The sequence below is a fragment of the Franconibacter sp. IITDAS19 genome (assembly GCF_023079515.1).
Taxonomy (GTDB): Bacteria; Pseudomonadota; Gammaproteobacteria; order Enterobacterales; family Enterobacteriaceae; genus Franconibacter; species Franconibacter pulveris.
Genome location: NZ_JALJCP010000001.1, coordinates 836430 through 859656, shown reverse-complemented (window position 1 = coordinate 859656; position 23227 = coordinate 836430). Strand labels below are relative to the sequence as shown.

Genomic DNA, 23227 nt, shown 5'->3' with positions numbered 1-23227 from the left:
ACTGCCGATAAATAAGCAACACCTAAATGACAGGCTCTGCGCCGCGAGCCACCTCAATGAGGACTTAACAATGAGCAGCATTGAACGCACTTCGCCTTCTAAACCGATCAGCGCCGTACAGGCACGTGAAACCAACGAGGCCGCGCCACAGAAAACCCGTACCGAAAAAGCGACTGCCGCTAACAGCGCCAGCGTAACCTTAAGCGATGCGCAGGCGGCGCTGACGCAGCCTGGCGCAAGCGACATCAACGTAGAGCGCGTGGAAGCGCTGAAAACCGCTATCCGTAACGGCGAGCTGAAAATGGACACCGGCAAAATCGCTGACGCGCTGATTCAGGAAGCGCGGAGTTACCTGCAGAGTAAGTAACGATATGAGTCGTCTGTCAGAAGTGTTAGACCAAATGACCGTTGTCCTGACCAGCCTTAAAGAGGTCATGGACGCGGAACAGCAGCAATTGTCAGCGGGCTATGTGAATGGCAGCGCGCTGCAGCGTATTACAGAAGAAAAAAGCTCCCTGCTCGCCACGCTCGACTATCTTGAGCAGCAGCGGCGCTTGCAGCAGGCTTCCGCCAATGACGCTGACGCTGACGCTCAACGCTGGCAGACGATTACGCAGAAAACGCGTCACCTGCGCGACCTTAATCAGCACAACGGCTGGTTGCTTGAAGGGCAACTGGCGCGCAATAGCCAGGCGCTGGCAATCCTGAAGCCACATCAGGAACCGGGCCTGTACGGCGCCAACGGCCAGACCGCCAGCGCCCAGCGCAGCGGCAAAAAGATTTCGATTTAACGTTGCTTATCAATACGAAAGGCGCCTGAAAGGCGCCTTTTTTATTGGGCGAAACTGTGGGGTGACGAAAAAAAACCGCGACGCTTACCCGCGCTGCGCAGCGCGGGTAAGAAAGCGTCATTCGCTGTCGGCGCGCCTTACGCCGTGCGCCGTGCGAAATCCCTCACCCGGAAGCCCAGCAGCCCCAGCGTGATGAAGTAGGCCGCCACCCCGGCTACCACCACTGCCATCAACCGCAGCAGGCGCCAGGGCATCGAGCCCAGCGCCCAGTCCGGCATGAACTGCATCATGCCGAGCAGCGCCGCGGACATGACGAGCACGGCAATCACCAGCCGCGTCAAAAATGCGCCCCAGCCAGGCAGCGGCGTGAAAATGCTGCGCTTGCGCAGCTGCCAGTAAAGCAGCGACGCGTTCAGACAGGCCGCAAGGCCTATCGAGAGTGAAAGCCCGGCGTGCTTCAGCGGGCCGATAAACGCCAGGTTCATCAACTGCGTCATAATCAGCGTCACGATGGCGATTTTCACCGGCGTCTTAATGTCCTGACGCGAATAGAAGCCTGGCGCCAGCACTTTCACCACAATCAACCCAATCAGCCCTACAGAGTAGGCGATCAGCGCCCGCTGGGTCATGGCGGCGTCAAAAGCGGTGAATTTGCCGTACTGAAACAGCGAAACGGTGAGCGGTTTGGCAAGGATGCCCAGCGCCACGGCGCTTGGCAGCGCCAGCAGAAAGCAAAGCCGCAGGCCCCAGTCCATCAGGCGGTTATATTCGTCATGGTTGCCGCTGGCGAAGCTTTTCGACAGCGAAGGCAACAGGATAGTGCCGAGCGCCACGCCGAGCACGCCCGACGGAAACTCCATCAGACGGTCGGCGTAATACATCCAGGAGACGGAGCCGGAAACCAGAAACGAAGCGAAAATCGTATTGATAATAAGCGAGATCTGGCTGACGGAGACGCCGAGGATGGCTGGCCCCATCTGGCGCAGCACGCGGCGCGCGCCCGCGTCGCGCAGGTTAATGCGCGGCAGCACCAGCATGCCGATTTTCTTCAGATGCGGCAGCTGATAGACCAGTTGCAACACGCCGCCGACGGTGACCGCCCAGGCCAGCGCCAGCACCGGCGGGTGAAAATACGGCGCGGCGAAAAGCGCAAAGCCTATCATGCTGACGTTCAGGAAGGTCGGCGCAAAGGCGGGTACCGAGAAGCGGTTCCAGGTGTTAAGGATGGCGCCGGCAAGCGAGGCCAGCGAAATCAGCAAAATATAGGGAAACGTAATGCGCAGCAGCTGCGAAGTCAGCGCGAATTTATCCGCCGTATCAGCAAAACCTGGCGCAGTGACCAGAATGACCCACGGGGCGGCCAGCATTCCTGCGACGGTCACGATGGCCAGCGCCAGCGTCAGCAACCCGCTGACGTAAGCGACAAACACCCGCGTGGCGTCTTCGCCCTGCTTGCTTTTGTACTCGGCGAGAATAGGCACAAAGGCCTGTGAAAACGCCCCTTCGGCAAAAATACGGCGCAACAGGTTAGGCAGCTTGAACGCCACAAAAAAGGCGTCGGTGGCCATACCGGCGCCAAACACCCTCGCCACAATGGCGTCGCGCGCAAAGCCAAGCACGCGGGAAAACATGGTCATTGAGCTGACGGCGGCCAGCGATTTTAATAAATTCATCGGGTTGGTGGTCCACAAACACTAACGCCTGCAAAGCAGGCGTCGGGGCGTTGAGCGAAGCGCTTAGTCTACTCAACTGCCGGGGAAATACTACCGGCAGTTGTTACGAGGGATTATTCGCTTATCGCCTCCCGCCAGAGTTTCTCGACGATCCGCTGGGCAAGCAGCGCCTGGTCGCCTGCCGTTTCCGGAACAGTCTGATTCGTCACGCAGTCGATGAAGTGACGCGCGCAGCCGGCAAACCCGCGCTGCTCCAGGGTGCTCTGCCAGCCCGGCACCGGGCTTGTCACGACGCCTGCGCCGCGCTCTTCGCGCCATTCACGCATATCGGTGACTTCATAAAGGCCGCCGTCGGTCACCGCCTGCACCCATTCGCGCTGGCTTCCGGCCCGCCGGTGCATGCTGGTGGTGATTTGCAGACGATCCCGGGCGAAGTGATGTTCAGCATACAGCATTTCGCCCTGCTCATTGGCCATCAGCGCGCCGCTCTGAAGCGTCCCCTCGCCGCCTGCCAGCCACAGCGCGGTATCCACCACATGCAGATAGTCATCAAGCAAGGTAAAGCGCAAATCATGCGGGCCGACGCTGTCGGCGCGGTGTTTATCCATACGCAGCGAGGCGGCGTCTGTGAGGCGCGCTTTCAGCGCCTGATAGCGTGGGGCGAAGCGTCGGTTGAAGCCCACCATCAGCGTCAGCTTCTTACGGGCGGCCAGCGCCACCAGCCGTTCGGCGTCCGCCAGATTTTCCGCGAGCGGCTTATCCACGCAGACATGCACGCCCGCATTCAACAATTCGCTCACTACCTGATAGTGGCTGCTGGTGGCGCTGTGCACGAACACGGCGTCGCACTGCGCGGCGAGCGCCTGCAGCGAGTCGACATAAGGCAGGCGATACGCCTCGCAAACGGGCAGCGCTTTCGCTTTATTCGGCGAAAAAGCGCCGGTTAACCGCCACTCTGTGGCGTGAGAAAGCACCGGCAGCCACGCTTTTTGCGCAATGCCGCCAAGCCCTACCACGCCGATGCGAAGTTTGCTCATATCAGTCTCCCAGGTGGCCCAGCAGCGCTTCGAGGCGGGATTTCAACTCCGCCACTTCCGCTTCCAGCGCCTCGACGCGCTGCGTCAGATCGTCCGCAGGCGCGCTGACCGCCTCTACAGCCGCGGCCAGCGTTTCCGTTTCGCCGCTAAAAAGGTGCATATAGCGGCTTTCACGCTTGCCCGGCTCGCGCGGCAGACGCGCGACAAAGGGACCGTCTTCGCGGTTCGCCAGCCCGTCCAGCGCACTTTCCACTTCAGCCATGTCGGCGAACTCATACATGCGCCCTACCCGGCTGCGCAGTTCGCCCGGCGTTTGTGGTCCGCGCAGCATCAGCGTGGCGACCAGCGCCACCTCCGGCGGCGAAAGCTTCAGCGCGCCGAATTCAGAATTACAGAAGCGCTGCTCATATTTGGTGACGCGGTTGCCAAAACCGCTGACAGTGCGCAGATAATGACGCTTGACCAGCTCATCCAGCGCGTCCTGCACCTCGCGCTCTGAAAGGTTCATTACCGGCTCGCGGTTGGTTTTTTGGTTGCAGGCGGTGACCACGCCGTTAACCGAAAGCGGATACTGCTCGGGCGTGGTGACCTGCTTTTCCAGCAGGCTGCCGATGACGCGAGCTTCCACCGCGCTTAACTGATGTTTCATCTTTGCTCCTTAACGACCCGGGGTCCATTCTCTGGCGGTAAGCGCGGTTAACACATGGTCGCGCCACACGCCGTCAATCAGCAGATAATCTTTGGCGTAGCCCTCTTTTTCAAAGCCGAGGCGGGCGAGCAGATCGCCGCTGCGCTTATTGTGCGGCATGTAATTAGCCATAATGCGGTGCATATGCTGGGTGCGCTGCATGTAACGAATGGCGGAAGTGAGCGCTTCAAACATCAGCCCCTGGCCCTGCCACTTTTCCCCCAGCGAATACCCGAGATAGCAGGCGTGAAACGAGCCGCGTACCACATTGGAAAAATTGGCCACGCCGCGGATCGCTTTTTCATCCGGATCGAGCAGCGCGAAATAAAAAGCGCTGCCTTGCTTGTGCAGTTCGTTGATCATGCCAAGGCGGGCCTGCCAGCCGGAGGGGTAGCAGTGGCTGTCGTCACGCACCGGCTCCCAGGGTTTTAAAAACTGGCGGTTTTCAGCGTAATAATCCGCGAGCCGCCAGGCGTCACGGTCATGCACCAGCCGCACCACCAGGCGATCGGTCGTTAATCGTACTTTCGGCACGTTACTGCGGTAGCCAAACATTTATCACCCACTCCTTCGTCCACAATAAGCCACACGGCGCGAGCGGCGATACGCCGCTGTCTCATGCGCGGTAAGTTAACTATACCTGTGCGAGACAAAACAGGGAAAACAACAACATACCATTTTCCGCACCCCGCGGCGCTATTTCGATTAACGTCATCAATTAAACATCTGGATCGATAAAAAAATATTGTTGTTTTGAATATAGGAAAGTCTGAGACGCGCCCGCAAAATAGAAGTTTATCTTTGCGTTTTCCCAGGAGGGGAAATGGCCAGCGTGTCGCAGGCAAGGAGCCTGGGTAAATATTTCCTGCTGATTGACAACATGCTCGTGGTGCTGGGCTTTTTTGTCGTCTTTCCCCTGATTTCTATTCGCTTTGTCGATCAACTGGGCTGGGCCGCGCTGATGGTCGGTATCGCCCTCGGCCTGCGTCAGTTTATTCAGCAGGGGCTTGGGATCTTCGGCGGCGCGATAGCCGACCGTCTTGGCGCCCGGCCGATGATCGTCACCGGCATGCTGATGCGTGCGGCGGGTTTTGCGACGATGGCGGTCGCTCAGGAGCCCTGGATGCTCTGGCTCTCCTGTATTCTCTCCGGCCTTGGCGGCACCCTGTTTGACCCGCCGCGCTCGGCGCTGGTGGTAAAACTGGTGCGTCCGCACCAGCGCGGGCGCTTTTTTTCTCTGCTGATGATGCAGGACAGCGCAGGCGCGGTGATTGGCGCACTGCTCGGCAGCTGGCTGCTGCAGTATGATTTTCGCCTCGTCTGCGGCGCAGGCGCGCTGCTGTTTGTGATTTGCGCCGGTTTCAACGCCTGGCTGTTGCCGGACTGGAAGCTTTCGACCATTCGCACCCCTATGCGCGAAGGGATGAGCCGCGTGCTGCGCGACAAGCGGTTTGTCACTTACGTGCTGACGCTTACCGGCTACTACATGCTGGCGGTGCAGGTCATGCTTATGTTGCCGATTATGGTCAATGACATCGCCGGCACGCCCGCCGCCGTGAAATGGATGTACGCCATCGAAGCGACGCTGTCGCTCACCCTGCTCTACCCTGTCGCTCGCTGGAGCGAAAAGCGCTTTCGCCTGGAGCACCGCCTGATGGCGGGCCTGCTGCTGATGACACTGAGCCTGCTGCCGATAGGCCTGGTGGGCACGTTGCAGCAGCTATTTACCCTGATTTGTCTGTTTTACATCGGCTCGATTATCGCGGAGCCGGCACGGGAGACGCTCAGCGCTTCGCTCGCCGATTCCCGCGCCCGCGGCAGCTATATGGGCTTCAGCCGCCTTGGCCTCGCCTTTGGCGGCGCGCTCGGCTATGCGGGCGGCGGCTGGCTGTTTGACGCCGGCAAAACGTTTCAGCAGCCAGAGCTGCCCTGGGTGATGCTTGGCGTTATCGGCGTGGCGACATGCTTCGCTCTGTGGTGGCAGTTCAGCCAGAAGCGCCTCGAGCCGAGCATGCTTGAACCGGGCAGCTAATTTGCCCCGCCCTGGCTTCTCTTCCATACTGAAGGCACGGACGCCATAACAGGAGGAGAAACGTGAAGCTATATATTTACGATCACTGCCCGTTTTGCGTGAAAGCGCGCATGATATTTGGGCTGAAAAATATCCCGGTTGAGCTGAACGTGCTGCTCAACGATGATGAAGAAACGCCCACCCGGATGATTGGTCAGAAGATGGCCCCGATTCTGCAAAAAGATGACAGCCGCTATCTGCCGGAAAGCCTCGATATTGTCTACTACGTCGATAAGCTCGACGGCAAACCGCTGCTCACCGGGAAGCGTAATCCGGCCATTGAAACCTGGCTTCGCAAAGTAAACGGCTACGTCAACCGCCTGCTGCTGCCGCGCATCGCCAAAGCGCCTTTTGATGAATTCGCCACCCCGCAGGCGCGGGCTTACTTTGTGAAAAAGAAAGAGGCGGCGATTGGCGCTTTCGACGAGCATCTTGCCCACTCGGCAGGGCTTATCAAGAACATCAACGATGATTTGCGCGATCTCGATAAGCTGATTAAGCAGCCTAACGCCGTCAATGGCGAGCTCTCAGAGGATGATATTCATCTCTTCCCGCTCCTGCGTAACCTGACGCTGGTGGCAGGCGTAGAGTACCCGACCCGCGTGGCGGATTACCGGGACAATATGGCCAAACAAACCCAGGTCAACCTTCTCTCCTCAATCTCTATTTAATCCTTATGCCGGTGGCCGCCACCGGCTTTTTCAGCCTTTTCCGCTGGCGACACTTACTCTGGCGCGACATGCTGCTTTGTGTCAGGATCCCCTGACACGGACTTTGTGCACATGTCGAGGAATGAGATGAAGAGCTTTATTGTCGCCGCCGCGCTGGTTGTCAGCGGTCTGCTGGCAGGGTGTAACCAGCTAACCCAGTACACGGTTACCGAGCAGGAAATTAACCAGGCGCTGCAAAAACGGAATAATTTCTCGCGTGATATCGGCGTGCCGGGCGTGGCGGATGCCCACATCGTGCTGAGCAACCTGGCAAGCCAGATTGGGCGTGAAGAGCCAAACAAAGTCACCCTGACCGGCGATGCCAGTCTGGATATGACCTCCCTCTTCGGCAATCAAAAAGCGAACATGAAGCTGACGCTGAAAGCGCTGCCGGTTTTTAACAAAGAGAAGGGGGCGATTTATCTCCAGGAAATGGAGGTGGTTAACGCGACGGTGCAACCACAAAAAATGCAGGCGTTGCTGGAAACCCTGACTCCTTACCTTAATCAGTCGCTGCGCAGCTATTTCAATCAGCACCCCGCTTATGTGCTGAGCGAAGATGGCAGCGAAGGCGAAAAGCTGGCCAAACGCTATGCCAAAGGGCTGGAAGTGAAGCCGGGTGAAATCGTGATCCCCTTTATAGACTGAGTTTCCGCGCCGGGGTGATGGCCCCGGCGTGAAGCATGAAAAGGGTGCAAACGAAAACGTTTCCGCTTATCCTTAGTGCCCGGCGCAAATCCAGCCATTTTTGTCCTTCTAGCCGGAGCATTTCATGACTGAACAACCCCAGGTGTTAACCATCCGCCGTCCTGACGACTGGCATCTCCATCTGCGCGATGGCGAGATGTTGCAAACCGTTCTGCCTTATACCAGCGAGACCTATGCGCGCGCCATCGTCATGCCGAACCTGGCTCCTCCGGTAACTACCGTGTCGGCGGCTGTCGCTTATCGCCAGCGTATTCTGGATGCCGTCCCCGCAGGCCATACGTTTGAACCGCTGATGACCTGCTACCTGACCGACACGCTGGATGCCGACGAGCTGGCGCGCGGCTTCGAGGAAGGGGTATTTACGGCCGCCAAGCTCTATCCGGCGAACGCCACCACGAATTCAAGCCACGGCGTCACCAGCATTGACGCGATTATGCCCGTACTGGAGCGTATGGAGCGTCTGGGCATGCCGCTGCTGGTGCATGGCGAAGTCACTCACGCAGATATCGATATTTTCGATCGCGAAGCGCGTTTTATCGAAACGGTAATGGAACCGCTGCGCCGCCGCCTGCCAGGGCTGAAAGTGGTGTTTGAGCATATCACGACCAAAGACGCCGCCCAGTATGTGCGTGAAGGCAATGAGCTTCTTGCCGCCACCATTACGCCGCAGCATTTGATGTTCAACCGCAACCATATGCTGGTTGGCGGCGTGCGCCCTCACCTCTATTGCCTGCCCATCCTTAAACGCAGCGTTCACCAGCAGGCGCTGCGCGAACTGGTGGCGAGCGGCTTTGAGCGCGCTTTCTTGGGTACCGACTCTGCACCGCACGCTCGCCATCGCAAAGAAGCCAGCTGCGGCTGCGCCGGCTGTTTTAACGCCCCTTCCGCCCTGGGCGCTTACGCCACGGTGTTTGAAGAGATGAATGCGCTGGCGCATTTTGAAGCGTTCTGTTCGCTCAACGGCCCGCGCTTCTACGGCCTGCCGGTAAACGAAGAGGTTATTGAGCTGGTGCGTGAAGAGGTAGAGATGCCGCAAAGCATCAGCCTTAGCGACGATAGCATCGTGCCGTTCCTGGCCGGTGAAAAAGTGCGCTGGTCCGTAAAACGCCAGGCATAAGCTGCAGCATTTACATTGCCCCCTGTTGCAAGCCACCGCAATTATCTGTATAAATATACAGTATCGTTAACAGGGGGTGTTTATGCGTGTAGAAGTGACTATCGCCAGAACCACAACGCTGCCGCCTGGCGCTATCGACGCCCTGGCCTGCGAGCTTAGCCGCCGAATTGAACAACAGTTCCCCGACTTTCCTAACCGCGTCCAGGTGCGCTATGCCGCCACCAATAATCTTTCGGTACTGGGCGCAGGCAAAGAAGCGAAAGATCGCGTCAGCGAAATTCTTCAGGAAACCTGGGAAAGCGCTGAGGATTGGTTTAGCGAACCCTGACTTAACCTAAATTTCTCTTATGGTGTCGTTTCCGGGCTTCGCCGCCCGGCTTTTTTTATTTCTGCTATTATTAATAAAATGCTTTTCAGCATATCCTTATTGATCCTTCTTTTTCGCGTCTGCTATTGAATAATTTGCCGTTTTATTGTTCAAATAAATCAATTATTTCAAAAAATGTGTTGCAGGGTATTTATTTTTGCCTCTTTTTAGCATATTGATTGATATACTTAGACAGCTTCAATAAAACACGCATTGAAACCTCATGAGCCGTTGTCTTTAAACACGTATTAAGGGGGTTATGATGGAAAAAATTAATGAAGTTATTCAGACACATCCCCTTGTTGGATGGGATATCAGCACCGTAGACAGCTACGATGCCATGATGCTAAGGCTGCATTACTTGACATCCAATCCGTCTGACCATGAAGAGACGGAAATAGGCCAGACCTTGTGGCTAACTACCGATGTAGCCAGACAATTTATTTCCATTTTAGAAGCTGGCATTGCAAAAATTGAATCCAGCGAATACCAGGAAAATGATTATCGCAAGCATTAGTCTGATGCTTCCCTTATAACCATCGGGCGCTCTTCGGAGCGCCATTATTATTTTTAGTCTTGTGCAACTTTCCCGCCTTAATTACTCTGCTAAGTAACAACCTATGCGGAGCACCTCCATGCAATACGACTTGATTATCATTGGCAGCGGTTCGGTTGGCGCAGCGGCAGGGTATTACGCCACCCGGGCAGGGCTGAATGTCCTGATGACGGACAGTGGTCATCCGCCGCACCAGCAAGGCAGCCATCATGGCGAAACACGGCTTATCCGCCACGCTTATGGCGAAGGTGAAATCTATGTCCCGCTGGTACTGCGCGCCCAGGCGTTATGGGATGAGCTTCAGTCCCTTACCGAAGCGCGTATTTTTCAGCGCAGCGGCGTCATTAACCTGGGCCCCGCCCATTCTGAATTTTTGCGCAACGTAGCGCAAAGCGCTCAGCGCTGGCAGTTACCGCTTGAGACCTTCAATGCCGACCAACTCATGGCGCGCTGGCCGGAATTTCGCGTGCCGGATGATTATATCGGCTTGTTCGAACCCAATTCCGGCGTGCTCTACAGCGAAGCCGCTATCGCTAACTATATTCGCCTCGCTGAAGAAGCGGGCTGCGCCCAGCTCTTTAACTGCGCGGTCACCGCAATAGAGCCTCAGGCGCAGGGAGTGCGTGTGGTTACCGAGGATGGCGAATATGAAGGGCGCAAGGTGCTGATTAGCGCTGGTACGTGGGTTAAGCGTCTGGTGCCACACCTGCCGATTACGCCGGTGCGCAAGGTGTTCGCCTGGTATCAGGCTGACGGGCGCTACAGCGTGAATAATCGCTTTCCCGCCTTTACTGGCGAGACGGCGAATGGCGACCAGTATTACGGCTTCCCGGCGGAAGATAACGCGCTGAAAATCGGCAAGCACAACGGCGGTCAGCCGATCAATTCCGCGCAAGAGCGCAAACCTTTCGGCGCAGTGGCGACCGACGGCGCCGAGGCGTTTCCTTTCCTGCGCCAGCATCTGCCTGGCATCGGCGGCTGTCTGCATGGCGCGTCCTGCACCTACGATAATTCCCCGGATGAAGATTTTATCGTCGATACTCTGCCTGATTTGCCGCAGGCGATGATAGTGACCGGCCTCAGCGGTCACGGCTTTAAATTCGCGTCGGTGTTGGGCGAGATAGCGAGCCAGTTTGCCGCTGATAAACCTGTTGAGTTTGATCTCGCCCCTTTTAGTCTGTCGCGCTTCAAATAAACGCAGCGGCCTGCGGGCCGCTTTTTGTTACGCTGAAATAAGGTGCTACTGGTTAAAAGGACAGGTATGCAGCGGCTGATTCGTTTTCTGGTAAACAATGTTCGGGAACATCTGCTGGTTTATCTGGCGCTTTCTGCTCTGTTGGCGCTGCTGGATCTGTTCTGGATTTACGCCAGTTAGCGCCATTAACTATTCAAAATAACTGACACATGGCTTACAAAAACTGACAACACACATGATTATTCTGACGCTATTTTCTTTTTATTATATCTAAATAACCGTATTTTACTGTTATCAAACTCAATTCCAGACCTTTTTTACCGTTATTCCGTCTTTCAATAGCCCAAACTTATCAATCAAATTTACTGAATAAGATTGTTGATTTTTTTGGTTTGCTTTTGGAACCTTCAACGGTCACTGTGGCTGCATCTTATTTATTAACGGATGCGTAACAATGCAGTGGCGTAACACACCGTCGCAATATGGACATTTCTCAGTACTGCTTCACTGGCTAATGGCGCTTGCCGTTTATGGCATGTTTGCGCTTGGGCTGTGGATGGTGACGCTTGGCTATTATGATGTCTGGTATCACCGGGCCCCGGAACTGCACAAAAGTATCGGCATCGTTATTTTTCTCTTTTTACTGATGCGGGTTATCTGGCGCTTTGTTTCGCCGCCGCCTCCCCCGCTCGCCTCTTATTCCCGCCTGACGCGTGTGAGCGCCGTCGCCGTTCATGTACTGCTCTATCTGTTGCTGTTCGCGATTTTGCTGAGCGGTTATCTGATTTCGACCGCCGAAGGCAAACCCATCAGCGTGTTTGGGCTTGTTGAAATCCCGGCTATCTTCAGCGGCGCGGGCGAACAAGCCGATACGGCAGGCGATATTCATCTCTGGCTCGCCTGGAGCGTAGTGCTGCTCTCGGTGCTCCACGCTTTCGCCGCGCTGAAGCACCATTTCATCGATAAAGACGTTACCCTCAAGCGTATGCTCGGGAAATCGTCGCATTAACCAAGGAGTGATAAATGAAAAAAAGCCTGATGGGGTTAACGCTCGCCGCCCTGTTCTTTACTACCGGCTCCGCTGTCGCGGCCGATTATAAGATTGATAAAGAGGGCCAGCACGCCTTCGTTAACTTCCGGATTAAACACCTTGGCTACAGCTGGCTCTACGGCACCTTCCGCGATTTCGACGGCACCTTTACTTTTGATGAGAAAAACCCGTCAGCGGATAAAGTCAACGTCACTATCAACACGACCAGCATCGATACCAACCACGCCGAGCGTGATAAACATCTGCGCAGCGCGGAATTCCTGAACGTAGCCAAATTCCCGCAGGCGACCTTCACCTCCACATCCGTGAAGCAGGATGGCGATGAGCTGGACATCACCGGTAACTTTACGCTTAACGGCGTGACCAAACCGCTGACGCTTGAAGCCAAACTGATTGGCCAGGGCGACGATCCGTGGGGCGGCGTTCGCGCAGGCTTTGAAGCGGAAGGGAAAATTAAACTCAAAGATTACAACATTACTACCGATCTCGGCCCCGCTTCTCAGGAAGTTGACCTGATTATTTCGGTCGAAGGCGTGCGCCAGAAGTAATCCCGTCTGGATTGCGCTAAAAAAAAGCCTCCCTGCGGAGGCTTTTTTTATTGTGGATCGGGAATGCCGAGCACGGTATTCAAGCGGCCACGGGATTTGTTAAAGATTTTATTGCCGTTTTCGCGACCGGCGCGGCGACGGCGCTGCTCTTCTTCCGGCAACGCGCTCTCGTCGCGGCAAAGCTCACTGCAGCAGCCCTGAAACTTCTCTGCGCAGGTCGGACACTGGATAAACAGCAGATGGCAGCCGTCATTCTTGCAATTGGTGTGGCTGTCGCAAGGCGCGCCGCACTGATGGCAATGCGCAATTACATCATCAGAGATGCGCTCGCCCATACGCTCGTCAAAAACAAAGTTTTTCCCAACGAAACGCACCGGCAGCCCCTGCTCGCGGGCTTTGCGGGCGTACTCAATGATGCCGCCTTCGATGTGCCAGACTTTATTAAAACCGTTGTGACGCATCCACGCGCTCGCTTTTTCGCAGCGAATACCGCCGGTGCAGTACATAACAATCTTCTTGTCTTTATGCTCCTGCATCATCTCCACCGCTTTCGGCAGCTGCTCGCGGAACGTGTCCGCCGGGATTTCCAGCGCGTTTTCGAAATGCCCCACTTCATATTCATAGTGGTTGCGCATATCGATAAACACCGCGTCCGGGTCATCCAGCATGGCGTTCACTTCCGCCGCCTTCAGGTACTCGCCAACGTCGCTGGCGTTGAAGGTTGGGTCATCGATGCCGTCCGCCACAATGCGGTCGCGCACTTTCATGCGCAGCACCCAGAACGATTTACCGTCATCGTCCAGCGCAATGTTCAATCGCAGGCCGTCCAGCGCCGGGTCAAAGCCGTACAGCAGCGTGCGAAACGCTTCTACCTTGCTTTGCGGCACGCTGATTTGGGCGTTGATCCCTTCATGGGCAAGATAGACGCGACCGAAAACGTTAAGTTCGGTAAACGCTTTATAGAGGTTATCGCGAGTCGCTTTCGGGTCGGCGATGGTGAAATATTTATAGAATGAGATAGTGGTGCGCGGCTCGGTTTCCGCCAGCATGCGCGCCCTCAGCTCCTCATTCGAAATGCGGTTGTGTAACACTGGCATGGTGTACGTATCCTGCAATCGTTAGGGGAATGAAAATCGGCGGGCATGATATAGCAATTACCGCTAATTTACATCCATGAATTTTGCGCTACATTTCCATCACTTTGTTTCTGCAGATTTCTCTAAACTGGCGTGAAAACCACCGCCTGTCGTCCATGAATTTTGGCAGGACGGAAAATAATGTCACAATGTCTGCGACAAGTGGACTTGCCTGCAACCTAATGGAATTTTCATGACGACCCATTTACCCCAATTCAACCGCGCTCTGCTGCATCCTCGCTACTGGCTGACATGGCTTGGCATTGGACTGCTTTATCTCGTCGTGCTGCTGCCTTATCCGGTGATTTATCGCCTTGGCTGCGGCATGGGCCGTCTGGCGATGCGAGTAATGAAGCGCCGCGCCCGTATCGCCCACCGCAACCTTGAGCTTTGCTTTCCCGAAATGAGCGAAGCGGAACGCCAGAAGCTGGTGGAGAAGAATTTTGAATCCGTCGGCATGGGCCTGATGGAAACCGGCATGGCCTGGTTCTGGCCGAACTGGCGCGTGGAACGCTGGTTTGATGTCTCCGGCGTGGAGCCAGTGAAAGCGCTTCTGGCGCAGAAACAGGGGATTTTGCTCATCGGCGTGCACTTTCTGACGCTTGAGCTCGGCGCGCGCATCTTTGGCATGCATACGCCAGGCATCGGCGTTTATCGTCCCAATGACAATCCGCTGCTTGACTGGCTGCAAACCTGGGGACGCCTGCGCTCCAATAAAACCATGCTCGATCGTAAAGATCTCAAAGGCATGATCAAGGCGCTGAAAAGCGGCGAAATTATCTGGTATGCGCCGGACCACGACTACGGCCCGCGCAACAGCGTTTTCGTTCCCCTTTTCGCTGTCGAACAAGCCGCCACGACGTCGGGCACCTGGATGCTGGCAAAGATGTCCAAAGCCTGCATTGTGCCTTTTGTACCGCGCCGCAAGCCTGGCGGTAAAGGTTACGAGCTGATAGCTCTTGAACCGGAGTGCCAGCCGCCGCTGGGCGATGCTGAAGAAACGGCAGCCTGGATGAACAAAGTGGTGGAGAAATGTATTCTCATGGCGCCGGATCAGTACATGTGGCTGCATCGCCGTTTCAAAACCCGCCCGCAAGGGGTGCCTTCCCGCTATTAATTCCGCTGCCCCGGCCAAATCCAGGCCGGGGCAGCGTTTCCCCGCTCACGCGCAGCGTTTCTCTCTAAGACGCTGATGTTGCGCATGATATTTCCCCCCTTTTTTTCGCTTTCTTATTTGCAATTATGGATCTTCGTCTATCCTTTCCTGAAACAACCATGTCTGTTCAGGGAGAAAATTATGTCCATGTTTGCAACGCTTGAAGAAGCCATCGACGCTGCACGCGAAGAGTTCCTCGCCGACAATCCGGGGATGGACGAAGAAGATGCGGTTGTCCAGCAACTCAATATCCAGAAATATGTTCTGCAGGACGGCGAGATAATGTGGCAGGTCGAGTTCTTCGCCACCGATGAAGAGCAAGGCGAGTGCCTGCCGGTACTGAGCGGGGAAGCGGCGCAGAGCGTCTTTGACGGCGACTACGACGAGATTGAGCTTCGTCAGGAGTGGCTGGAAGAGAACACGTTGCATGAATGGGATGAAGGGGAATTTCAGCTTGAACCGCCGCTGGATACGGAAGAAGGTCGCACCGCGGCGGATGAATGGGATGAACGCTAAGCGTTATTCATACGGGCCGTGATGCATGTCTATCGGCAGCAATAGCGTGTCGAAGACCAGCGAGAAAGGCAGATCCAGTACCGTGACATAACGCCACGCGGAATCTCTTACGTCCCACTGCACGCCGGGGTAATACTGGTTGCCATGTCCCTGCCCCGGCACCGCGCGGCTGATTATGCTGCCGCATCCGCTCAGCAGACAGGCCGCCAGAACAAGCGCCACTGCTTTCAAACCACACCTCATCATTCTTCGTTTCCGCTAAGTATACGTCGTAACCCGTCAGGTGAAAAAAATGCCGGCCACTGAGGCCGGCATTTTCACACGAGGTTTTGCTTATCCGCGCGACTTCAGCGCATGCGGGTTAAGCTGTAACGCTTTGTAATGGCTCACCCAGGAGGAATAGCGTTCCGGCGCCGACCAGACGCGATAGTGCAGCCGCGCCATAGTCACCGGGTCGCTCAGCAGCACCAGGCGACGGTCACGGTTGAGTTTATCCGGCGTTTCATTCAGCGCCTGCTCAACGTGACGGTCACGGGCAATTTCCAGCACATGGCTTGCACGGTGACGCGCGGTGGCCATCGCTGTCGCCAGCGCGTTGAAGGAAGGATGGAATACGGCGTGCATAAAGCCATCTTCCAGCGAACGACCGCGGTTCTGCTCCAGATACTTATCGGTATCCACCAGCACCTGCGGCGGCGAATACTCTTCCGGGATCAGGAACAGTTTCCAGCGTTTAGTACGCAGTCCCACCGTTGAACGGCTTGAAATAACCGACACAAACGGCGACAGGATCAGCGAGAAAACGATAGGCGCCAGCCAGAAGAGGAAGCGCAGATCGAGCCACGCCATCCCCACCGCCCAGACCAGGCCCAGCAGCAGTTGAGAACCATGTCGCATGAAGGCTTCGCCCCACGGAGTGGAGTCATCATCACGCTGCGGCGAGTTCCATACCACTTCCCAGCCAAGGAACGCGCTGACCACGAAGACAGTGTGGAACAGCATGCGAACCGGCGCCAGCAGTACCGAGAAAAGCACTTCCAGCAGCAGCGAAAGCGTTACGCGCAAGAAGCCGCCATACTCTTTCGAGCCTTTGCACCAGATAAGCACCACGCTCAACAGCTTCGGCAGGAACAGCAGCACCATGGTCGAGGCAAACAGCGCAATCGCCAGTTCAGGACGCCATTGCGGCCAGACCGGAAAGAGCTGACGCGGCTGGAGGAAGTACTGCGGCTCAGTGAGCGCATGCACCACCTGAAGCGCCGTGGAAAGCGCCAGGAACAAGAACCAGAGCGGCGCCGAGAGATAAGACATGACGCCGGTCAGGAACACCGCACGGTGAACCGGGTGCATCCCTTTCACCAAAAAGAGGCGAAAGTTCATCAGGTTGCCATGGCACCAGCGGCGGTCGCGTTTGAGCTCGTCGAGCAGGTTCGGCGGCAGCTCTTCATAGGAGCCTGGCAGGTCATAGGCAATCCAGACGCCCCAGCCTGCGCGGCGCATCAGCGCGGCTTCCACGAAGTCGTGCGACAGAATGGAACCGGCAAAGGAGCCCTCGCCCGGCAGTGGCGCCAGCGCGCAGTGCTCGATAAACGGCTTCACGCGGATAATGGCGTTGTGACCCCAGTAGTGCGATTCGCCAAGCTGCCAGAAATGAAGACCGGCGGTAAAGAGCGGGCCGTAAACGCGGGTCGCGAACTGCTGGCAGCGCGCATAAAGCGTGTCCATACCGGAAGCTTTCGGCGAAGACTGGATGATCCCGGCGTTCGGGTTCGCTTCCATCAGGCGCACAAGGCCGGTCAGACAGTCGCCGGTCATCACCGAGTCCGCATCCAGCACGACCATGTAGCTGTACTGGCTGCCCCAGCGGCGGCAGAAGTCATCAATGTTGCCGCTTTTACGCTTCACACGACGACGACGGCGGCGATAGAAGATTTGCCCTTCGCCTTGCACTTCGGCAATCAACTCCATCCAGGCTTTTTGCTCAGCCACGCAAATATCGGGGTTGTAGCTGTCGCTCAGAATGTAAACGTCGAAGTGCTGCTGTTGACCTGTCGCTTTTACCGACTCCCACGTCGCGCGCAGCCCCGCGAAAACGCGATCCACGTCTTCGTTGCAGATAGGCATAATCAGCGCGGTGCGGTGCGCCGGGTTGATTGGCTCATCGCCCACCGTTGAGGCGGAGATACTGTATTTATCGCGCCCAATCAGCAGTTGCAAAAAGCCCATCAGCGCGGTCCAGAAACCGGCGGAGACCCAGCAGAAAAGTATAGCGAAGAGGATAAGGATGCCGCTTTGCAGCACATAAGGCAGCAGCTGCATAAAAGAGACCCAGATATCCTGGCCAATCATATCCGCCGGATTGATGAGCGCCCAGCCCTGGTATGGAAGGATAGTCTTCATATACCAGGTGGCGACCACGGTCTGGGAGAGCGTCAGCAGCAGCAGGATGTAACGGCGGATGGTGCCGACGGTACGCCATTTCTGCTCAGCGACTTGCTCCTCTTTTGAGAGGCGCGACATGTAGCGCGGCAGCACTTCGCGTCCGCGCAGACGATCCCAGAAGCGTCCAATTGGGTTGGTGCGCCACGGATCGGGGAACATAGAAGAGCGTTTTGCTTTCGGCATCGCCTCCAGTTGAGTACGCCCCTCGTCATCCTTAATAAGCTGCCCTTGCGCCAGCGACTCGGGCCAGCTGTGCTCAAGGCGTGCCTTTACCGAACCCAGCGGCGTATCATCGTCCCGTTCGTAAACGCGGCCTTCGCCGCCAAGCGCCTCGTGGACGCCGCGAAGGCTGGCGTCCGGCAGCGCCGCTTTCTCAGCGGCGGAAAGCGGCAGCAGGTTAATATACTCAGTCAACTTATTCATTGGCAGGTAGCTGATAGCTCCAGGTTTCACTCAGCGTCTGGTCGCCGTTCATCAGCGCAGCACGCATATCAGTGGTTTTCTTCGCGTCTTTGATCTTCACGCGCAGCGTCATGCGCCAGCCCTGAGTGACCGGGTTATAACGCACGTTGCTGTCAACGATCTCGCCGTTATCGCCAATGCTGGTCTGCGCGGCGACAGGGGTTTCCGGCGGCAGCGCTTTCATATCTGCACCTGCGAAATCCACAATAAACGCGATAGTGCCGTCCGGCTGGCGGATAAGGTTGGACTGCTTCACATCGCCCGTGGAGCGACGCGTCTGCAGAACATAAGCATTATCGGCGGCATGGAGTTTATCTTCATCGCGGCTGAAGGTGATGGTGTACTTAAAGTTCATCTCCTTGCCCGGTTCCGGCAGTTGATCCGGCGTCCAGTACGTCACGATGTTGTCGTTGGTTTCGTCGTTAGTGGGAATTTCCACCAGCTCGACTTTACCCTTGCCCCACTGCCCCTGCGGCGTGACCCAGGCGCTCGGGCGCTGATCGTAACGATCGTCCAGATCCTCAAAGCGGTTAAACTCACGGCCGCGCTGCAGCAAACCGAAGCCCTGCGGGTTTTCGGTGCTGTAGCTGCTCACCGCCAGGTGACGCGGGTTGTTCAACGGACGCCAGATCCACTCATTATTGCCAGCATGAATGGAAAGACCGTTGGAATCATGCAGTTCCGGACGGAAATTGGTATTCGGCGACGGTTGGTTCGGCCCAAACAGGAACATGCTGGTCAGCGGCGCGACCCCAAGCTTGCCGACTTTGTCGCGCAGGTAGACTTTCGACTGCACGTCCACCACCGTATCGCGGCCAGGCTGAATAACAAAACGGTAGGCGCCGGTCGCGCGCGGAGAGTCCAGCAGCGCATAAATGGTCAGGCGCTTGTCGTTGGGTTTCGGACGCTCAATCCAGTACTCGCGAAAGCGCGGAAACTCTTCGCCAGAAGGCAAGGCGGTGTCGATAGCCAGACCGCGTGCGGAGAGGCCATAAACCTGGCCCTGCCCTATCACGCGGAAGTAGCTTGCGCCAAGCATGCTGACAATCTCGTCGTTCTTATCTTTGCTGTTGATGGGATAAAGCACTTTAAAGCCCGCAAAGCCTAAATCTTTTACGGTCTCTTTATCATGCTGCACATTGCCGAAATTAAAATAATCCGGGCTGTACTTGATTTTGTGCACCGCGTTGGCGGTCACTTCGTTCAGAGTGACAGGCACGTCGAAGTACATACCCTGATGGTAGAATTCGAGTTTGAACGGAGTCTTTACCTTGCTCCAGTAGGCTTTGTCGTGATTGAACTGGATCTGTTGATAGTCCGCATACTTCATATCGCGGAAGACGGAGGGCAGGTTGCTTTTAGGTGCTTCGTAGCTTTTACCCGCTAATGATTTCGCTTGTTTTGCGACATCATCGATAGTGAAGGCCCAAACCGAAGTGGTATAAAGAGACAACATCACTGCCGCACCCAACCAGCGCATTTTCATCATTTGTGGTTTATGTTTCATATTAACCAGCACATCCCCCTTTGTGTGCTTCAATCAATCCGATCCATTTTAATGGAAACTTCAGCTTTCCGACAACACAATCACCGCTTTGTTCAGCCGCTGGCTCAGGTATTAAGCAAATGAAAGCGCGTGACTTTCGCTTTTGGATTTTGTCCTGGAGACAGGTTGTCGTCGTTGGTGTAGGGTTGCCGCCGAATCTAAACATAAACCGTCCCTGGGATAAGACGAATAGTCCGAGAATTACCGGAGTTATATGACTAACACATCCGCACAGCGCGAGTTTTTCCTCGATTCCATCCGCGCATGGTTAATGCTATTGGGGATCCCGTTTCATATCTCGCTTATCTATTCGAGTCACCAGTGGCACGTTAACAGCGTCGCGCCATCCGCCTGGCTGACGCTGTTTAATGATTTTATTCACGCCTTCCGCATGCAGGTTTTCTTTGTTATCTCAGGTTATTTTTCTTACATGCTGTTTTTACGCTATCCGCTTAAGCGCTGGTGGAAAGTCCGCGTAGAACGCGTTGGCATCCCGATGCTGACCGCCATCCCGCTTCTTACTCTTCCGCAGTTTCTTATGCTGCAGCATGTGAAGGGAACGGCGGGAAACTGGCATTCGCTGTCGTGGTATGAAAAATACAACACGCTGGTCTGGGATCTTATTTCCCACCTCTGGTTTTTACTGGTCTTGATAATATTGACCACGCTGGGGCTGGTGCTTTTTAAGACATTCAACAAACAGAAGGAAAAGCCACAGAGCGATTTCTTTGCGCGGTTAACGTTAGGCAAGCTGTCGTTTATTTTTCTGCTGCTGGGCGTGCTCTACGCCGCGCTGCGCCGCACTATCTTTATGATTTATCCGCCGCTGCTGAGCGACGGGCTGTTTAATTTCGCGTTTATGCAAACCGTTTTTTACCTGCCTTTTTTCCTGCTTGGCGCGCTGGCGTTTAAGCATGAAAAAATCAAAGCGATGTTTACTACCCCTTCGCTGGGGTGCGCCATCGCGGCGGCCATCGCTTTCGGCGCTTATCTGCTGAATCAGCGCTTTGGCAACGGCGACGCCTGGCTGTATGAAACGGAAAGCGTAATTACAATGCTGATGGGTTTGTGGATGGTGAACGTCGTGTTCGCGCTGGGGCATCGGTTATTGAACTTTAAGTCCTCCCGCGTCACCTATTTCGTTAACGCTTCACTGTTTATTTATCTGGTGCATCATCCGCTGACGCTCTTTTTCGGCGCGTATATCACGCCGCATATCGCCTCAAACACGCTGGGCTTTATTACTGGCCTTATCTTCGTGATAGGCATTGCGCTCATCTTGTATGAACTGCATCTGCGGGTAACGCTGCTGCGTTTCCTCTTCTCCGGCAAACCGCAAAACAAAGCGGTGAGCCTTACCTCTGCCGCAAATGATTGATGTTCTGGCGGGCCTGTTAACGTTGCAGGCCCGCTTAAAGTAACCACTCCACCGGCAGCCAGGAGGCCAGGCGCACCAGCAGACGCTGGCTGAAGCGGGTTTTTGGCTCCTTTTTCAGCACTTTTTCCTCTCCATCCTGTTGCTCAATCCAGTTAATGCGCCCCCAGCGGTCAAGGCGCAGCTGCCAGGCCGCCTCCCGCTGGTTGCGGATAAAACGCTGGTGAAACAGCTTCGCCAGCGGCTCGCTCTGGATGACAAAACCCATCTCGGTATTGAGCATGGCCGACCGGGGGTCGAAGTTAAAAGAGCCGATAAAAACGTGGTTATCGTCCACGCTGAAGGTTTTTGCATGCAGACTGGCGCCAGAATTCCCGGTCAGCCCGCGGTCGCGCTGCACCGGTCCGGTTTCACGCGTAGGTTTAAGCTCATAAAGCTCAACGCCGTGGCGTAATAATTTTTTGCGCCAGCGGGCATAGCCGGCATGCACCACCGCCACGTCATTGGCGGCCAGCGAGTTGGTTAATACAGCGACTTTCACCCCCTTGCGCCGCAGCGTCAGCAGCAACGCCACGCCCGAACGGGTCGGGACAAAATAGGAGGAGATGATGTCGATCGATTTTTCCGGCTGGCCGATAAGATTCATCATGCGCTGCGGCAGCAACGTGTGTTCTCGGGCTTTGCCCTGCCCTTTGCGCGGATCGTCGCTGACCAGACGGGTTTTCGCCCAGATAAGCGGCAGCGTGCGCGATTCAAGATGCGTTGCGAAACGGGTGCTGGAGAGCCGGTCCAGGTAGCGTTTGGCAATGGGATCGGTTTTCCAGTCTTCCGGCAACTGAACCCGGGCGTCCAGCTGCTCGTCATTCACATCCAGCACTTTCTGCAACGTGGAGACGGAACCGCTGCGCCAGTAGCGCTCGAAATCCTTTTCCACATCGGCCACCACTGGCCCGATGGCCAGCACGTCGAGGTCGGAGAAAAGCGGCTGCTCCCCGGCGCCAAAATAGGCGTCCCCCACGTTGCGCCCGCCGATAATGGTCACTTCGCCATCCACCGTAAAGCTTTTGTTATGCATACGGCGATTAAGCCGCGCGAAGTCGGTGATATAACCTAACGCGCGAAGTGTGCGGAATGAAAACGGGTTAAAGAGGCGCACTTCAATAAGCGGGTGCGCATCCAGCATGCGCAGCGTGCTGTCGAGGCCCAGCGTATTGTTATCATCCAGCAGGATGCGAACCTTTACGCCGCGCCGGGCGGCGGCAAGCAGCGCGCTGAAGAGCAGCCGTCCGGACATATCATCTTCCCAGATGTAGTACTGGACATTAATTGTCTGCTCCGCCATGCCCGCGAGCAGATAACGGGCGGCGAAAGCATCCAGGCTGTCATCTAGCGGATGCAAGCCGCTGTTATGGGGATGCTGCGCCGTCGCAGGCGCAATCGCACGCCCAAGGCGTGTGCCATGCGGCTCAGACCGGGAAGCGTTGGGTAAGTAACCTTTGGTAAAGTCGGGCGTTTTCTTCGTCATAGCAGACAAAGTATACCTGCTCCGGTAACGGGTGCCTGGTGAGATAATCCGAAACGGTGTCCATGGCGATTTGTGCAGCCGCCGCTTTCGGATAACCATAAATGCCTGTACTGATAGCCGGGAACGCCACGCTGCGATATCCATTTGCGCTTACCAGTTGCAAACTGTTTCGATAAGCATCGCCGAGCAGCTGCGCCTCGTTGTCGCTTCCGCCCCGCCATATTGGCCCGACGGTATGTATCACGGCTTTTGCGCGAAGCTGCCCCGCTTCGGTAATCACCGCGTGACCAGGCGCGCACTCGCCCTGCTGCTGGCGAACCACTTTACAGGCAGCGAGCAGCGCCGGCCCCGCTGCGCGGTGAATGGCGCCATCGACGCCGCCACCGCCCAGTAATGAAGGATTAGCGGCGTTGACAATGACGTCCACTTCCATTGCCGTAATGTCGCCTTCCTGTATATGTATGCGGTTTTGCATAGTGACCTCCTCACTTGAAGTGATGATGTTAGTGTAGATCACCCATTGGGCCTGCCGAAGTCGATAAGCGAAACCGTAAATT

At 56.0% G+C, this 23227-nt stretch carries 25 protein-coding genes; 15 read left to right on the top strand and 10 right to left on the bottom strand.

The window, feature by feature from the left end; all coding sequences use genetic code 11:
- Positions 1-70: 70 nt before the first annotated feature.
- On the top strand, positions 71-367 hold the full coding sequence (gene flgM / locus MT962_RS04200; RefSeq protein WP_024556684.1) for a flagellar biosynthesis anti-sigma factor FlgM: 297 nt from the start codon (positions 71-73) through the stop codon (positions 365-367).
- 4 nt (positions 368-371) lie between these two features.
- Entirely contained in the window at positions 372-791 is a 420-nt protein-coding gene (gene flgN, locus MT962_RS04195) for a flagella biosynthesis chaperone FlgN (protein WP_024556683.1), read from the top strand.
- A 137-nt stretch (positions 792-928) separates the two neighbouring features.
- On the opposite strand, the gene murJ is transcribed toward flgN, so the two are convergent.
- The 4 genes from murJ to rimJ all read right to left on the bottom strand — a co-directional run bounded on the left by murJ (position 929) and on the right by rimJ (position 4744).
- On the bottom strand, positions 929-2464 hold the full coding sequence (gene murJ / locus MT962_RS04190) for a murein biosynthesis integral membrane protein MurJ (protein ID WP_024556682.1): 1536 nt from the start codon (positions 2462-2464) through the stop codon (positions 929-931).
- 113 nt (positions 2465-2577) lie between these two features.
- On the bottom strand, positions 2578-3501 hold the full coding sequence (locus MT962_RS04185) for a Gfo/Idh/MocA family oxidoreductase (RefSeq protein ID WP_247364678.1): 924 nt from the start codon (positions 3499-3501) through the stop codon (positions 2578-2580).
- 1 nt (position 3502) lies between these two features.
- A complete protein-coding gene (locus MT962_RS04180; protein WP_024556680.1) occupies positions 3503-4150 on the bottom strand; it encodes a YceH family protein in 648 nt (215 codons plus the stop codon).
- A 9-nt stretch (positions 4151-4159) separates the two neighbouring features.
- The gene (rimJ, locus tag MT962_RS04175; RefSeq protein WP_024556679.1) at positions 4160-4744 is read right to left on the bottom strand and encodes a ribosomal protein S5-alanine N-acetyltransferase; all 585 of its coding nucleotides are present in this window, start codon (positions 4742-4744) and stop codon (positions 4160-4162) included.
- Positions 4745-5012: 268 nt separating this feature from the next.
- Between rimJ and mdtH the strand changes: the two genes are divergently transcribed.
- The 10 genes from mdtH to MT962_RS04125 all read left to right on the top strand — a co-directional run bounded on the left by mdtH (position 5013) and on the right by MT962_RS04125 (position 12512).
- Entirely contained in the window at positions 5013-6221 is a 1209-nt protein-coding gene (mdtH, locus tag MT962_RS04170) for a multidrug efflux MFS transporter MdtH (RefSeq protein ID WP_247364676.1), read from the top strand.
- Between the two features lie 62 nt (positions 6222-6283).
- Entirely contained in the window at positions 6284-6931 is a 648-nt protein-coding gene (gene grxB, locus MT962_RS04165; RefSeq protein WP_048888318.1) for a glutaredoxin 2, read from the top strand.
- A gap of 126 nt (positions 6932-7057) precedes the next feature.
- Positions 7058-7618, top strand: coding sequence for a lipoprotein (locus MT962_RS04160; RefSeq protein WP_024556676.1), 561 nt, complete (start codon positions 7058-7060; stop codon positions 7616-7618).
- 124 nt (positions 7619-7742) lie between these two features.
- Positions 7743-8795 carry a dihydroorotase gene (gene pyrC, locus MT962_RS04155; RefSeq protein WP_247364674.1) on the top strand — a complete coding sequence of 351 codons (1053 nt, stop codon included), beginning with the start codon at positions 7743-7745 and terminating at the stop codon, positions 8793-8795.
- A gap of 82 nt (positions 8796-8877) precedes the next feature.
- A complete protein-coding gene (dinI, locus tag MT962_RS04150; RefSeq protein WP_024560177.1) occupies positions 8878-9123 on the top strand; it encodes a DNA damage-inducible protein I in 246 nt (81 codons plus the stop codon).
- A 301-nt stretch (positions 9124-9424) separates the two neighbouring features.
- Positions 9425-9679: a biofilm formation regulator BssS gene (gene bssS / locus MT962_RS04145; RefSeq protein ID WP_034882020.1), complete on the top strand. Its 255-nt coding sequence runs from the start codon at positions 9425-9427 to the stop codon at positions 9677-9679.
- A 118-nt stretch (positions 9680-9797) separates the two neighbouring features.
- Positions 9798-10913, top strand: coding sequence for an N-methyl-L-tryptophan oxidase (gene solA, locus MT962_RS04140; protein WP_024556673.1), 1116 nt, complete (start codon positions 9798-9800; stop codon positions 10911-10913).
- A gap of 66 nt (positions 10914-10979) precedes the next feature.
- The gene (locus MT962_RS04135) at positions 10980-11093 is read left to right on the top strand and encodes a DUF2770 family protein (protein ID WP_071788452.1); all 114 of its coding nucleotides are present in this window, start codon (positions 10980-10982) and stop codon (positions 11091-11093) included.
- Between the two features lie 274 nt (positions 11094-11367).
- Positions 11368-11922 (top strand): cytochrome b, encoded by a 555-nt coding sequence (locus MT962_RS04130; protein WP_024556672.1) that lies wholly within the window; start codon positions 11368-11370, stop codon positions 11920-11922.
- 14 nt (positions 11923-11936) lie between these two features.
- Positions 11937-12512: a YceI family protein gene (locus MT962_RS04125; RefSeq protein WP_024556671.1), complete on the top strand. Its 576-nt coding sequence runs from the start codon at positions 11937-11939 to the stop codon at positions 12510-12512.
- A 47-nt stretch (positions 12513-12559) separates the two neighbouring features.
- Here MT962_RS04125 and MT962_RS04120 read toward each other — a convergent pair whose 3' ends face one another.
- Complete coding sequence (locus tag MT962_RS04120) at positions 12560-13609, bottom strand: rhodanese-related sulfurtransferase (RefSeq protein ID WP_024556670.1); 1050 nt, start codon at positions 13607-13609, stop codon at positions 12560-12562.
- A 232-nt stretch (positions 13610-13841) separates the two neighbouring features.
- Between MT962_RS04120 and MT962_RS04115 the strand changes: the two genes are divergently transcribed.
- Together MT962_RS04115 and MT962_RS04110 are read left to right on the top strand one after the other, a co-directional pair.
- A complete protein-coding gene (locus MT962_RS04115) occupies positions 13842-14765 on the top strand; it encodes a Kdo(2)-lipid IV(A) acyltransferase (protein WP_024556669.1) in 924 nt (307 codons plus the stop codon).
- A 180-nt stretch (positions 14766-14945) separates the two neighbouring features.
- Positions 14946-15320 (top strand): MysB family protein, encoded by a 375-nt coding sequence (locus tag MT962_RS04110; RefSeq protein WP_024556668.1) that lies wholly within the window; start codon positions 14946-14948, stop codon positions 15318-15320.
- A 3-nt stretch (positions 15321-15323) separates the two neighbouring features.
- Here MT962_RS04110 and MT962_RS04105 read toward each other — a convergent pair whose 3' ends face one another.
- From MT962_RS04105 to mdoG, 3 genes are all read right to left on the bottom strand, one after another.
- Entirely contained in the window at positions 15324-15563 is a 240-nt protein-coding gene (locus tag MT962_RS04105) for a YceK/YidQ family lipoprotein (RefSeq protein WP_125454260.1), read from the bottom strand.
- A gap of 90 nt (positions 15564-15653) precedes the next feature.
- Positions 15654-18185 (bottom strand): glucans biosynthesis glucosyltransferase MdoH, encoded by a 2532-nt coding sequence (gene mdoH / locus MT962_RS04100; RefSeq protein ID WP_024556666.1) that lies wholly within the window; start codon positions 18183-18185, stop codon positions 15654-15656.
- Positions 18178-19731, bottom strand: coding sequence for a glucans biosynthesis protein MdoG (gene mdoG / locus MT962_RS04095; protein WP_024556665.1), 1554 nt, complete (start codon positions 19729-19731; stop codon positions 18178-18180). Before mdoG ends, mdoH begins: the two co-directional genes overlap by 8 nt.
- 253 nt (positions 19732-19984) lie before the next feature.
- Here mdoG and mdoC point away from each other — a divergent pair, with 253 nt between their 5' ends.
- Positions 19985-21148 carry a glucans biosynthesis protein MdoC gene (mdoC, locus tag MT962_RS04090; protein ID WP_247364672.1) on the top strand — a complete coding sequence of 388 codons (1164 nt, stop codon included), beginning with the start codon at positions 19985-19987 and terminating at the stop codon, positions 21146-21148.
- Between the two features lie 34 nt (positions 21149-21182).
- Here the strand turns inward: mdoC and MT962_RS04085 are convergent, their stop codons facing one another.
- Positions 21183-22670 (bottom strand): phospholipase D family protein, encoded by a 1488-nt coding sequence (locus tag MT962_RS04085; protein ID WP_028019827.1) that lies wholly within the window; start codon positions 22668-22670, stop codon positions 21183-21185.
- A complete protein-coding gene (ymdB, locus tag MT962_RS04080; RefSeq protein ID WP_024556662.1) occupies positions 22612-23145 on the bottom strand; it encodes an O-acetyl-ADP-ribose deacetylase in 534 nt (177 codons plus the stop codon). The genes MT962_RS04085 and ymdB overlap by 59 nt, the downstream gene beginning before the upstream one ends.
- Positions 23146-23227: the final 82 nt, after the last annotated feature.